This window comes from Psychroserpens sp. SPM9 (assembly GCF_025153525.1).
Lineage (GTDB): Bacteria > Bacteroidota > Bacteroidia > Flavobacteriales > Flavobacteriaceae > Psychroserpens.
In genome coordinates this window covers 107,169-121,789 of the sequence record NZ_JANZNR010000006.1, presented here as the reverse complement: position 1 = coordinate 121,789, position 14,621 = coordinate 107,169, and the positions used below count along the sequence as shown (strand labels likewise).

The following is a 14,621-nucleotide window of genomic DNA, read 5'->3' as shown; positions in this document are numbered from 1 at the left end:
AAGCGCCTAGTCATCTTAAAATTTTAATAAAAAACATATCTTTGCAGACTTAAAATCATGACTAAAATGAATCTTCAGGAGACACTGTCACAAAAGGTAAAACAGGCCGTAAAATCTGTTTTTGATGCAGAATTACAATCAGTAGAATTTCAAGCCACTCGTAAAGAGTTTGCTGGAGATATTACAGTTGTTGTGTTTCCTATGTTGAGGATTGTTAAAGGTAATCCTGTCCAAATAGGAGAACAAATTGGGACGTATTTGGTAGAGCACGTTAATGAAGTCAAGGCATTTAATGTCGTAAAAGGCTTTTTAAATATCGAAATTAACGATGCCTATTATATTAATTTTTTTAATAGTATTAAGGACCAGAATAACTACGGTTTTGCTACACCTAATTCTAAAGGAAAAGCAGTAATGGTCGAGTATTCTTCACCTAATACAAATAAACCTCTGCATTTAGGACATATTAGAAATGTGATTTTAGGGTATAGCGTTTCTGAAATTTTAAAAGCATCAGGAAAGAAGGTTTATAAAACGCAAATTATTAATGATAGAGGCATTCATATTTGTAAAAGTATGTTGGCCTGGAAGCGCTTCGGAAATGGAGAAACTCCAGAGTCAATTGGTCTAAAAGGCGATAAACTTGTAGGGAATTACTATGTGAAATTCGATCAAGAATACAAGGCAGAAATCCAACAGCTTATTTCCAAAGGACAAACCGAAGAAGAGGCTAAAAAGCAGGCGCCAATTTTATTAGAAGCCCAGGATATGCTCAGAAAATGGGAAGCTGGAGACGAGGAAGTTGTCGCATTATGGAAAAAAATGAATGGTTGGGTTTATGACGGTTTTGATGCGACCTATAAAGCTATAGGTGTCGATTTTGACACCTTATATTATGAAAGCGAAACCTATTTATTAGGTAAAGAATTTGTAGCCGAAGGTTTAAAAACAGGCGTGTTTTTTACGAAAGAAGATGGGTCGGTTTGGTGTGATTTAACCGATGAAGGTTTAGATGAAAAAATCGTTTTGCGTAGCGATGGGACTGCCGTATATATGACTCAAGATATTGGTACTGCAATTCAACGTGTCAAGGATTTTCCAGATGTTGGTGGTATGGTGTATACCGTTGGGAATGAACAGGAATACCATTTTCAAGTCTTGTTTTTAATTATTAAAAAACTCGGTTTTGACTGGGCCGATAATTTATATCACTTAAGCTACGGGATGGTTGATTTGCCTTCCGGAAAAATGAAAAGTAGAGAAGGAACTGTGGTTGACGCCGATGATTTGGTCGATGAAATGGCACAGACTGCTGGTGAGATTTCTGAAGAATTAGGAAAACTTGACGGCTATTCTGAAACAGAGAAACAAGCGCTTTACAAAACAATTGGTTTAGGTGCTTTAAAATATTTTATTCTTAAAGTCGACCCGAGAAAACGTATTTTGTTCGATCCTAAAGAGTCTATCGATTTTCAAGGCAATACAGGACCTTTTATTCAATATACTTATGCGCGTATTCAGTCAATCTTACGTAAATCTAATTTAGATGTGTCTGTAACTTCTAGTCAGTCAGAGGTAATCATGCATCCTAAAGAAAAGGAACTACTTAAACAATTAGAATTGTTTCCTGAAGTGATTCAAAATGCTGCAGATAATTACAGTCCTGCGCTCATAGCAAACTATACTTATGAATTGGTGAAAGAATTTAATTCCTTTTATCAAAATGTTTCTATTTTAGGTGCCGATAATACCTCCGAAAAAGTGTGGCGTGTACAGTTATCTCAAACCGTTGCTAACGTGATAAAAAATGCATTTAACCTTCTTGGAATCAATGTTCCTGAACGTATGTAATTAAGAATTCCTTAATCATCAATTCGTTTTGTTTAAATATTGTCAAATTTTGAACCTATAATCAAAGGAGTTTGCATTTATTATTCTTAATAAAATGTTAAAATTTCAGTTTTATAAAACCCACTCTTGAGTTTTCTCGTAAGTGTTAGTGTCTTACCCCAAAAGGCGTTAAAACAAACGTTTAATTAACACTAATCAAATGAGAAACAAAATTACTCTTGGTATTGCCTTTGCAATAGCATTTTTTATTTCAACACATTCATTCGCACAAATTGTTACAAGTGGTGCCGATGATGGAACAGACGGAACATTGCGAAATGAAATCGCAGATACACCTATGGGTGGAACCATTACATTTATGCCATCGGTTACTACGGTCACTTTAAACAGTGAACTTTTAATTGATAAGGATCTTACCATAACAGGTACGCCTTCATCAACTGTGGTTATTGATGCCAATTCTAATGGACGAATATTTAATATTACTTCTGGAAACGTCACTTTAAATGATTTAACATTAACTAATGGTGTTGCACCCGATGGTGGTGGTATTTATATGACCAATGCCACAGTAATTATTAATGATTGTATTATTTCCAACAATGTAGCTAATGCCACGGGTTCTCCTGCTGGTTCTGGTGGTGGAATTTTTAACGATGTTGGTGGAATATTAGTGGTTAATGATTCTGAAATATCATCAAATACAGCCAATAGAGCTGGTGGTGGTGTTGAAGACAAAACAGCTGGTGGTGCCACCATAACAACAACGCTCAATAATGTATCCTTGTTAAATAATAATGCTGGTGTATCACCAGCTATAGCGGCTCCTGGAAATGGTGGCGGTATTCATGTATCTAGCAACGGTTCAGTAAATATTACAGGAGGTATGGCTAGTGGAAATAGTGCAGCACGTGAAGGTGGCGCTCTTTGGAATGGCTTCGGAACCATGACTGTTGATGGTATGATAATCCAAAATAATGATGCTCAAGGTGACGGAAGTGATGATGGCGGTGGAGGTATCTTCAACAATGGAGGAACACTTATCGTTCAAAACGGAACAACAATTTCAAATAATACTGCTTCAGGAACTTTAGGTTCTGGAGGCGGAATTTTTACATTGACTCCAGGGACTTTGAATGTTGACGGACTTACAATCGAGAATAATACAGCTAATAGAGCAGGTGGTGGAATTGAAATTAATTCTGCCGTTGGTGAAACTTATACTTTCAATAATGTATCATTAATTGGAAATACAGTAAATGGACCAGCACCAGGAAATGGTGGCGGACTTCATATTTCTGGAGCTGGTGATGTTATTTATAATGGCGGAACAGTATCAAACAATACCGCTTTTGAAGGTGGAGGTTTATGGAATAGTGTTGGTGTAATGTCAATTAACGGAACAACCGTTACTAATAATACAGCTACAGGTGATGCTACAGGTGGTGGAGGCCTTTTTAATAATGGCGGAACACTTAATGTTGATAATGCAACAACGCTTACTGGAAATATAGCTAGTGCTAGTACGCCAGGTGGTCGTGGTGGTGCCATATTCAATAATACAGGAGGTGTTTTAAATCTTTCTAACGGATTAACAATTTCTGGGAATTATGCGAGTAGAGCTGGTGGTGCCATTGAAGATAGTTCTGAAGGGACTTTAACTTTAGACGGTATAACTTTAACTGGAAATGCTGCTGGTGTTGATATAGGATTAGGGAATACAATTATGCCTAACCCAGGAAATGGTGGCGCTATTCATTTATCTGGTACGACGAATGCTACAATTAATAATAGTACAATTACTTTTAATTTTGCAGCTTCTGAAGGTGGTGGCTTATGGAATAATTTAGGAACCATGACTATCGATAATACATTAGTTGATGGGAATGATGCCCAAGGTCCAGATGCAGATACTGGAGGCGGCGGAATTTTCAATAATGGCGGAACTTTAGTCTTACAAAATTTAACAACAGTTACTAATAATGTGGCTACGGGAACTTCAGGTTCTGGTGGAGGTATTTTGAGTACCGACGGAAGCGTAACGGTTAATACCTCATGGGTTGCCTATAATTCGTCTAACCGCGCTGGTGGTGGAATTGAATTAATTGAAGGAAACTTAATACTAATAAATACAACTTTAGACTTTAATACGACGGGATCTGCTCCCGGAAACGGAGGTGGTTTACATATCACTGGTGCCGCTGATGCTAATATATTAGGGGGAACTGTGAATAGTAATACGGCAAGTCGTGAAGGTGGCGGCTTATGGAATGGGTCTGGTACCATGACAGTTAATGGAACTGTTATAGACAGTAATATTGCTCAAGGAGCTGCTGCTGATGATGGTGGTGCGGGAATCTTTAACAATGGAGGAACCCTAAATGTCATAGGTGGAACAAGCATAACAAATAACGATGCAAATGGCGCTTTAGGTTCTGGAGGTGGAATTTTTTCAACCGCAGGTGTTGTTACCATAGAGGCTTCACTAATTAACAATAACGCTTCTAATCGTGCTGGTGGAGGAATCGAACTTATCGAAGGAACTCTAAATATTACAAATTCTACTGTTAATTCAAATGTAACAGGTTCTGCGCCAGGAAATGGTGGCGGACTTCATATCACAGGTGCTGCAAATGCGACTATAACTGGTGGTACATTTAATACCAATTCTGCGACGCGTGAAGGTGGTGGATTATGGAATGGTTCAGGAACAATGACTGTTGATGGAACAACCATTTCAGGAAATTCAGCAATTGGTGCGGCAGCAGATGATGGTGGCGCAGGAATTTTTAATAATGGCGGAACGTTAAATGTAATTGGAGGAACAAGAATCACAAATAATACGGCTACTGGAGCTTCTGGCTCAGGTGGTGGTATCCTGTCAACTGCAGGTGTGGTGACTATCGATGCTTCAGAAATAACGACAAACACTTCAAGTCGTGCAGGTGGTGGTATCGAAATTATAGAAGGTACTTTAAATATTACAAATTCAATTCTAGATTCTAATACGACGGGTTCTGCTCCCGGAAATGGAGGCGGACTCCATATTACAGGTGCAGCTGATTCTAATATTACAGGAGGAACGGTTAATAATAATGTTGCTGCACGAGAAGGTGGTGGCTTATGGAATGGGTCTGGTACTATGACTGTTGATGGAACAAATATCGATGGAAATACAGCTAGTGGTGATGCAGCAGATGATGGTGGCGCCGGAATCTTTAATAACGGCGGAACGTTGATCGTTCAAAATGGAACAACTATTATCAATAATATGGCTGATGGCGCATCGGGTTCTGGTGGTGGTATACAAAACGTAGCTGGAGGAACAGTATCCATTTCAAATTCAACGATTACGAATAATTCAGCCAATAGAGCTGGAGGCGGAATTGAAGATAATTCGACCTTGGCTTCCGGAACACTCACATTAACAAATGTTACTTTGAATAATAATTCTACAGGTGCTGCTCCAGGAAATGGAGGTGGTTTACATATCACTGGTTCTGGTAATGCCACTATTAATGGCGGAACTACAAATGGAAACACGGCTGCTAATGAAGGTGGTGGACTTTGGAATGGTTCAGGGATTATGATACTGGTAGATCATATTGTAGATGGAAACACAGCATCTGGAAATGATGCGATGACGCCTGGAGCCGCTGGAGGCGGAGGTGTTTTTAACGAAGGTGGAACTCTTGATTTATCAGGTTCAACAGCTATTACGAATAACATTGCTGATGGAGCTCAATCTACAGGCGGTGGAATCTTAAATGCTGCGGGTACGTTAACGGCTAATGGAATTTCAATCTTGAACAACCAGTCTAATAGAGCTGGTGGCGGAATAGAAACCAATGGTGCTGGTGCAGTTTCACTTACCAATGTTAGTTTAGATTTTAATGAAACTGGTGTGGTAACAGGAGCAGGAGCTCCCGGAAATGGAGGTGGACTTCATGTGAGTGGAAATAGCATGGTGAGCGTTACTAACGGAACTGTTGATAATAATACAGCGGCTTCTGAAGGTGGCGGCTTATGGAATGGTTCAGGGACAATGACTGTTGATGCTGTTACCCTAGAAAATAATACCGCTAATGGAGATGCTGCCGATAATGGTGGTGGTGGAATTTTTAATAACGGCGGAATACTTATCGTTCAAAATGGAACACTTATTACGAGTAATTTAGCTGGTGGAACTTCAGGTTCTGGAGGTGGAATTCAGAATGTAGATGGTGGTTCTGTAATGGTTTCAGATTCGTCAATTAGTGGAAATTCAGCCAATAGAGCTGGTGGTGGAATTGAAGATAATTCAACTGTCGCCATTGGAACTATTACATTAATGAATACTAATTTAGATAATAATACAGTAGGTTCAGCTCCAGGAAATGGTGGTGGTTTACATATCACTGGTCCTGGAAACTCAACTGTTACAGGCGGTACAGTTAATGGAAATATTGCCGCTCTTGAAGGTGGTGGACTATGGAATGGAACAGGGTTGATGATTGTTGATGGAACGACCATTGATAATAATACTGCAAATGGAGATGCTGCCGATAATGGTGGCGGCGGAATTTTTAACGCTGGAGGTACATTAATTGTTCAAAACGGAACAGTGATTAGTAATAATGATGCTGCTGGAACTGCTGGTTCTGGAGGAGGAATCTTAAATGATATGGGAACACTCTCTGTTATCGATTCTGAATTAAGTAATAATATGTCGGTTAGAGCTGGTGGAGCCATTGAAGAAAATTCGATTTCAGGAAGCATATTAACATTAACCAATACCAATATGTTAAATAATTCTACAGGTGCTGCTCCAGGAAATGGAGGTGGTTTGCATATCACTGGACCTGGAGATTCTAACATTACTGGAGGTATGGTAAATGAAAATACGGCAAGTCGTGAAGGTGGTGGCTTATGGAATGGTTCTGGAGTCATGACTTTAGATGCTGTAACCATCGATTCTAATTTAGCTTTAGGTGATGCCGCAGATGACGGTGGCGCTGGTGTTTTTAATAATGGTGGTACTCTTAATATTACAAATGGAACCGTAATTTCTAATAATACATCAATTGGAGCTTCAGCTTCTGGTGGTGGATTATTAAGTACGGCTGGTGACGTTACTGTTACAGATTCGTCTTTTGAGTCTAATGCAGCTAACAGAGCAGGAGGTGCTATCGAAATTATTGACGGAACATTAACGTTTACAAATTCTGTGATGGTTGGTAATGATGTTAATGGTGGTGCTGGTTCACCTGCGCCTGGAAATGGTGGTGGACTCCATATTACAGGAAATTCAGGTACAGTTACAATTACTACAAGTACAGTTACAGGTAACTCTGCAGCGAATGAAGGTGGTGGTTTATGGAACCAAAATGGAACGACTATGACAGTGTCATCATCTACTGTAGATAACAATACTGCAGGAGAAGGTGGTGGAATCTATAATAATACAGGAGCGATTACGACTGTGATGACCAGTACGATTTCAAGTAATACGGCATCTGTTTCTGGTGGCGGACTTACAAATAATGGTGCTAGTTTAGATTTAAACGCTGTAACTGTTGTGATGAATACTGCGGCAGGAAATGGAGGCGGAATTGAAGCTAATAACGATGTGTCATTAAAGAATACAATTGTAGCATTAAACTCAGCAAGTTCGGGAACAGACGTTTTTGGATCCTTAACTTCTAATGATTACAATCTTATTGGATCTGATGATTTAAATGTATTTACGCCACAAACCAATGACCAAGAAGGAGTTGATCCGCTTATTGGACCATTACAAAATAATGGTGGTTCGACTTTAACTCATCAATTATTAAATAACTCACCTGCCTTTGATGCTGGTGACGCTACAGATACGTTTACAGATCAAATTGGTCAACCTGTGTTTGGTATCGCCAGAGATATTGGTGCCTACGAATCTCAAACAGTATTATCGGTTACCGATTTTAATGAAACAGCTGTATTAAGCGTATATCCTAATCCTACAACAGGAGTGTTTAATATCGAAATTGGAACTTCAGTTTCAAATGATATTGACTTGAAAGTGATTTCAATTACTGGAAAATTAGTAAAGCAAACAACACTTACTACGGGATTGAATACGATTAATATTGATGGAATGGCTTCAGGAATATACCTTTTGAATATCACTTCAGATAACAATTCTGTGACGCATAAATTAATTTTAGATTAGTGATGTAGTCTATCACTAAACTAAATTTGCTTGGAAAGCTGCCTTTTGGCGGCTTTCCTTTTTATAAAACCCTATGTAAGCAAAAACCGTAAGTAGAGTATGATTAGAACTTCCATAATTACATTGCTAATATGCTTTTGTTATCTTAAAGGAACTGCTCAAAAAATTGATCACCTGGTTTCGTTTAGAACTATAGATAGTGACAACTACTTCAGATTTAATTACGATAACGATTATTTTGCTGCTAGTGATGAGAATTATACACAAGGCTATAATTTGGAGTTTGTGTCTCCTTTTTTTAAAGGAAATCCGATAAATTCACTATTGATCAAACCTGAAGATTTTGATTTGAAATATGCTTTAGCAATCGAGCACATTGGATTTACTCCAGATGATTATGAACTTCCAGATATTCAATTTGGCGATCGTCCTTTTGCTGCTGCTATTATGCTCAAAAATTCTGTTGTAGGAAAAAGTACGGTTAAGAAACTTCGATTGCATACTTCATTAAGTTTAGGTTTAATTGGGCCTGGCGCTTTTGGAGAAGAAATGCAGGTTGGTATTCATAAAGCAACTGGTAATAAAACACCACGAGGTTGGCGTCATCAAATAAAAAATGATGTTGTTGTGAATTACAATCTTGGGATCGAAAAACAACTTATAAATTTCAATTCACTTTTATCCATCCAGGTGCAATCTAATGTTAGTATAGGAACTTTATTTACTCATATTTCTGCGGGAACAAATGTTGTCTTCGGAATATTTAATAACCCATTCTCTTCTGAAGAAAAAACAAAAACCTTTCAAATATATACTTATGCGCAACCAGTATTTACGGTTGTGGGTTATGATGCAACACTACAAGGTGGCTTGTTTCATACCGATAGTCCGTATACAATTTCTTCGGAAGCCATTGAACGTTTTACGTTTCAGTTCAATTATGGATTAGTTATACAAACCCGAACGCTTTATTTTGAATATACACGTTCGAGTATCACTAAAGAATTTAATACTGGAGCGACAGCAAAGTGGGGCGGAATTAAATTCGGATTTACATTTTAGACCTTATAATTCGTGTAAATTATTATTGACAAAAAAAATGGAATTGACTAAGAAAAGCTTTCCGTTCTCCCAGAAACTTCTAAACATCACATTGTCTACAAGGTAAACAATACTCCCGCTTCCCATACGTTGTTCGCCAAATATGAGCGAATTATTTAACTTTTTCAAGGCTTCTTTTCCTGCGTAACCAGAGGCGTTTTTTGGGTTCTCTCCAAGATAAGCTATGTTATAGCCACTATCTAATAAGCTGTAAGAAGCACTTCCTAGTTTTAACGTAAAATAACTGTCATCATAACCAAAAGCCATTGGATGTGTATTGTCAACATCACTTTTGAAAATGGCACCTGTAATTAAATTCTTGGTGTAGTCACGTTCGCGATCAGCATATTTGATACGTTTGCTTTTTTCTTTGTCTTCGGAAGGATCCTGAGCTTGATTTCTCTTGAGTCCGAAACCCTCCTTATCAGCAAAACTATGTAATGCGCCTTCAATCGTTATGAGTTTGCCTCCATCGCGAATCCATGATTTTAGCTTGTCCATAAGCGCGTCATTAAGCAAGCCGCCATAATAGCCATTAGGCATAATCAATACATTAAATTTTGAAAGGTTGGTTCTTGATAAATTATCAGTATTTATTGATGTTACAGGATAGTGTAATTGTTGCTCAAAAAAGTGCCAAAGTTCTCCGTAGCTATACGATGAGGTATAGTCACCAGAGAGTAAGCCTATTTTTGGAGGATTAACTAATTTAATATCAGGCGAACCAAAATCTGGTCCTGAGGTTGAAAACCCAGAGGTTAAAGCTGTCAATTGACGCTTGTGTTGGTTTCCTAATTGTATTAGTGTATCGTCAAATTGTTCGATGGTTTTATTATCGCCTCTAACAATAATTAAAGAGCCTCGATCATAAGTTTGACCTTGCGCTGTAAATGGTTTTTCGGTAAAACGTACTTTAATATTGTGTTGTAATACTGCAGCTAAAAACTGAGCATCTTGAAGGCTGTTCCAATCTAAAACATATCCGGTTGCCGACGAGTTTTTAGTGTTTAAAACAGGTGTTTTGCCAATAACTTTAGTTGAAATTAATGACTTACTCGCCACAGCATCCAAACCATAAGCATAAGGTACAGACCAAGCTGTAATATCATAAGTTAAAGAATCGCTTAGTTTGGTTTGTGGTTCAAACAAAACTTTGACCATCTTTCCTTTAGGTTGATTTGTGCTCACCACCAAATCTTTTGAAGAGGTGTTCATCTCACCTTGTTTAGAAGACGCATAAAGATATCCGCTCACTTTTCCGCCTTGAGCGAAACCATAACGAATAGCATGCTTATCGAGAAGCGCTGTTAAACTTTGAATTTTATCTGCATCGCCTTTTAAAACATAACTCTTGTAATTTAAGTTTGTAGTATCAAAATATTTAGCAAATTCTTGGTTGAGTGTTTCGGCATTTTTAGAGGCTATCTCTACCGTAGATAATCCAGTAACTGTATGATGCGTTAAACGATCAACCAAAGTAAGTACATCGCCTTCATCGTTTAATATTCCTAATCCGGCACGTCCATGGCCGCCTTGCTCATAGGTCATTCCAATCGCTCCCATATAAGTTGGATACGTATCGCCATAACTTGGGTACAGTAAATCAAAGCGCTCGCGTGTAAAATACAGCCAACCTTCTGCATCAAAATAGGTCGCATGATTTTTACCAATTTGAGTTTGGAAATCGCGCTGCCAATCACTAATAATTTCATGAAAAGGCTCGGCAGCAGGGGCAAAATAATAAGGTTCGTTAATGCCTTGCTCATGAAAATCGACATGAATATGCGGCATCCATTTATTGTACGCTTTTAATCGGGTAGCAGATTCTACCTGCGTTGCCCAAGCCCAGTCTCGATTTAAATCAAACAAATAATGATTGGCTCTTCCGCCTGGCCATGGCTCGCTGTGTTCACTCGCTTGCTGGTTGATGTCATAAGGTGTACTGGCAGTTTCATTATACCAATTTACGTAGCGATCACGACCATCAGGATTGATACAAGGATCGATAATAACCACTGTATTTTCTAACCAGGCTTGTTTTTCGGTAAGTAATTTATAAATCGTGTTCATAGCGGCTTCTGTACTGGAGGCTTCATTACCGTGAACATTATAACTCAACCAAACAATTGCAATATCAGTTGCAGTTGGTGTTCCCTCTATAATACCTGTGTTTTTAAGATTGTTTTTTCTTATGGTTTCGAGGTTTTTTATGTTGGCTTCGGAAGAAATTATAGCGAGCATTAACGGACGTCTTTCATTTGTTTTTCCGTAGTATTCTAATTGGACCTGTTGTGGTTTTTCGTCTGCAACATGCTTAAAATAATCAACCACTTGGTGGTGTCGTGAAAATTGGGTTCCTATATCATAGCCCAGAAATTCTGAAGGTGACTGTAGTGTTTGTGCGAATGTGGTATATGAAATAATAAAAGCGATTATTAGGCTGAGAGATTTTTTCATAAATAAGAAATCGGAGTTAGTTGAACAGTAAAGATAGCAAGTCAATATCAATTAACTAAAATTTAGGACTTAAAAAAAGCTAAGAGCATTATCTTTACCGTAGAATTGAATTATAACTATGCCAACAGACTGTATTCCGTTTAGAGAAACGACTTATTTTTCTTCCTTGATTTGCGATTATTTAGATGAACATAACGCATTAAAGCCGTTTTATAATCGCTTTCCAAAACTTGAAAATTTTGAAGCACAAATCAGAGAAAAGCAAAATGCGTTTACTTCGGAAACCCGATCTGTTTTAGTTCAATCGCTTAAAAAGCAATATGAGTCGGTGGCTACTTCTGAGGCCACACAAAAGCATATAGACCTCTTAGCTGATACCAATACCTTTACAGTTACTACAGGGCATCAACTTAATCTATTTACAGGTCCACTTTATTTTTTCTATAAAATTATTTCAACGATTAATTTGTGCCAGCAATTAAAAGCCGCATATCCAAAGCAAAATTTTGTACCAGTGTATTGGATGGCTACCGAAGATCATGATTTTGCTGAAATTAATTATTTCAATTTTAGAGGACAAAAAGTACAGTGGGATCGCAATGCTTCCGGAGCTGTTGGAGCCTTGGAGTTGGATGGGCTAGATCATGTTTATGAAGCCTTTGCAAGTCAGTTGAATTCAACAAGCAATGCTGAAACATTAAAATCCTTATTCCGAAGCGCTTATCTGGAGCATCAAAATTTAGCCGATGCCATGCGTTATTTGGTGCATACTTTGTTTAAGGATTATGGCTTAGTAATTGTTGATGGTGATGACAGAGATTTAAAACGTTTATTTATTCCTTATATAGAAGATGAACTGATCAATCAAACCTCTTTTGAAAAGGTCTCACAATCCAACGAACAATTGAATAGCTTAGACAGCAATTATAAAATTCAGGTCAACCCAAGAGCTATCAATTTGTTTTATATCGCTGAAAATATCAGGGAACGAATAGTAGAAGTCGATGGCGTCTACAGTGTTTTAAATACAGAGCTTACATGGTCTAAAGAGGAATTGCTGAAGCATCTCAAAGAAGCACCCGAAAATTTCTCACCAAATGTGATTATGCGACCTTTATTTCAAGAAGTTATTCTGCCCAACCTTTGCTATATTGGAGGTGGTGGAGAACTGGCGTATTGGTTGCAATTGAAATCAAATTTTGAAGCACAAAAGGTCATGTTTCCAATGCTATTGCTTCGTAATTCGGTATTACTGATTACAGAGAAGCAAAGGGAAAAACTTCAAAAATTAGATGTTTCGGTTAACGATTTATTTTTGAATCAGGAAGATTTGAAGACTAAAGTGACACAGCAGATTTCAGACATCCAAATTGATTTTTCAAAGCAGAAAGCACATCTAAAAACGCAATTTGAAGATTTATATCAACTTGCGGCTCAAACCGATAACTCCTTTAAAGGTGCCGTTGCAGCACAAGAACGAAAACAAATTAAAGGTTTAGAACATTTGGAGAAACGTTTGCTAAAAGCACAGAAAAGAAAATTGAGCGATTATTTAGAACGTGTTGTTTTGCTTCAGGATGTATTGTTTCCTGGGCAAAGTTTACAAGAACGCCATATGAATTTTTCAGAGTTTTATTTAGAATATGGAAGCGCTATCATTCCGAAGTTAATAAAAGAACTAGAGCCTTTAAAAGGAGAATTTTCTATTCTTACAGTCCAATAGAAAGCGAATCCTTCCCTTGTTTTTATCAGCATTTGTACTATTTTTTACTTTAGAGGGTACAAAAGGGGTACATCTTATTATTTGCTTTTGATGCTTGAAAAAGCAGCTTAAATTAGCTATTAACAAAATAATAGCTATGTCTCATAATCTTCGTTTTTTAATTGCATGCGTTTTATTTTACAGTGTAGGTTTTGCACAAACTCTTAAAAAAGAAACACTTACCAATCAAGGGAGTTCTCATTTTGTTTATGCTAATAATAAAAGCTACTTCATTCAAGAGAGTATTGGGCAAGCGAGTGTTATTAAAACTTTTGATACTGGAAATTACAGTTTAAGACAAGGGTTTCTTCAGCCTATAAATGCGTCATTACTTAATAGTGATTCTAATACTTTAATAGATGCTATTATTTTTCCAAACCCATTTTCTGAAACCATTACGATAAACTTTAGAGAACCTATTTTTGACGAACTGAATATTTATGTTTCTGATTTGACTGGTCGCATCGTACTATCTGAAACATATAATCCTTCCTCATCTTTATCCATAGAATTAAACGATATAACAAGTGGTGTATATCTTTTAAATGTAGTCATGCGAGAAAAACGATTCGTTGCTAAAATTATCAAAAGGTAAAATGAAATCTACAATACTACTTATGTTATGTTTTGTTGTGACTTTGCAATTGTCTGGTCAACAATTATTTGTGGAAATAGGTAAATCAACATCAGGATTTGACTATAAAAATTCGTCAGGAGAACCATTAGACAATTTACTATCCAAGCCTAATACGTATATGGAAATAGGATACCGAGATGTACTTAATAAAAACAAAACATTGTTCTTGTCTTTAGGTATCATATATAACGGTTATGGTGCGATTGGTAGTGATCGTATTTTGGATAATTACTTTGAATGGGATGTTACTTACCTAGGACTAAATACTGGATTAGATTTTAAGCTTTTCGCTTTACGCGATTTTTCGTTTTATCTCAAAGGAAGAGTCGCTGTTGAATATCTTATTAGAGGTACGCAAACACTAAACAATCAGGTGTTTAATTTGGTTGGTGAAGATGAATTTAATAATTACATTTTTTTTGCCAGAGCCGGACTTGGGATGCAATATCCTATATCGCGAAATACCGCGTTAATCGCCAGTTATACCTACGGAAAAACGGTTCTCATAGATGGGAATAAAACGTTGGATCAAGAATCTTTAAAACTAAATAATCATCAATTTGGTATTGGCTTAATCATAAGTCTGCCAAGTTGTAATTGTACTTTATAATACGACAACT

7 protein-coding genes are annotated in these 14,621 nt (G+C 37.3%); 6 read left to right on the top strand and 1 reads right to left on the bottom strand.

All coding sequences use genetic code 11. The features are described from left to right. Positions 1–66 precede the first annotated feature (66 nt). From argS to N4270_RS12730, 3 genes are all read left to right on the top strand, one after another. Positions 67–1,851, top strand: a complete 1,785-nt coding sequence (gene argS, locus N4270_RS12740; protein ID WP_260097914.1) for an arginine--tRNA ligase — start codon at positions 67–69, stop codon at positions 1,849–1,851. Between the two features lie 199 nt (positions 1,852–2,050). Further along, positions 2,051–8,044 carry a choice-of-anchor Q domain-containing protein gene (locus N4270_RS12735; protein ID WP_260097652.1) on the top strand — a complete coding sequence of 1,998 codons (5,994 nt, stop codon included), beginning with the start codon at positions 2,051–2,053 and terminating at the stop codon, positions 8,042–8,044. A gap of 99 nt (positions 8,045–8,143) precedes the next feature. Beyond that, positions 8,144–9,106, top strand: a complete 963-nt coding sequence (locus tag N4270_RS12730; protein ID WP_260097651.1) for a lipid A deacylase LpxR family protein — start codon at positions 8,144–8,146, stop codon at positions 9,104–9,106. 3 nt (positions 9,107–9,109) lie between these two features. Here the strand turns inward: N4270_RS12730 and N4270_RS12725 are convergent, their stop codons facing one another. After that, positions 9,110–11,602 (bottom strand): M14 metallopeptidase family protein, encoded by a 2,493-nt coding sequence (locus tag N4270_RS12725; RefSeq protein WP_260097650.1) that lies wholly within the window; start codon positions 11,600–11,602, stop codon positions 9,110–9,112. 118 nt (positions 11,603–11,720) lie between these two features. Here N4270_RS12725 and bshC point away from each other — a divergent pair, with 118 nt between their 5' ends. The 3 genes from bshC (at position 11,721) to N4270_RS12710 (ending at position 14,611) form a co-directional block, all read left to right on the top strand. Beyond that, the gene (gene bshC / locus N4270_RS12720; RefSeq protein WP_260097649.1) at positions 11,721–13,325 is read left to right on the top strand and encodes a bacillithiol biosynthesis cysteine-adding enzyme BshC; all 1,605 of its coding nucleotides are present in this window, start codon (positions 11,721–11,723) and stop codon (positions 13,323–13,325) included. 136 nt (positions 13,326–13,461) lie between these two features. Beyond that, positions 13,462–13,959, top strand: a complete 498-nt coding sequence (locus tag N4270_RS12715; protein WP_260097648.1) for a T9SS type A sorting domain-containing protein — start codon at positions 13,462–13,464, stop codon at positions 13,957–13,959. A gap of 1 nt (position 13,960) precedes the next feature. After that, complete coding sequence (locus N4270_RS12710; protein ID WP_260097647.1) at positions 13,961–14,611, top strand: outer membrane beta-barrel protein; 651 nt, start codon at positions 13,961–13,963, stop codon at positions 14,609–14,611. Positions 14,612–14,621: the final 10 nt, after the last annotated feature.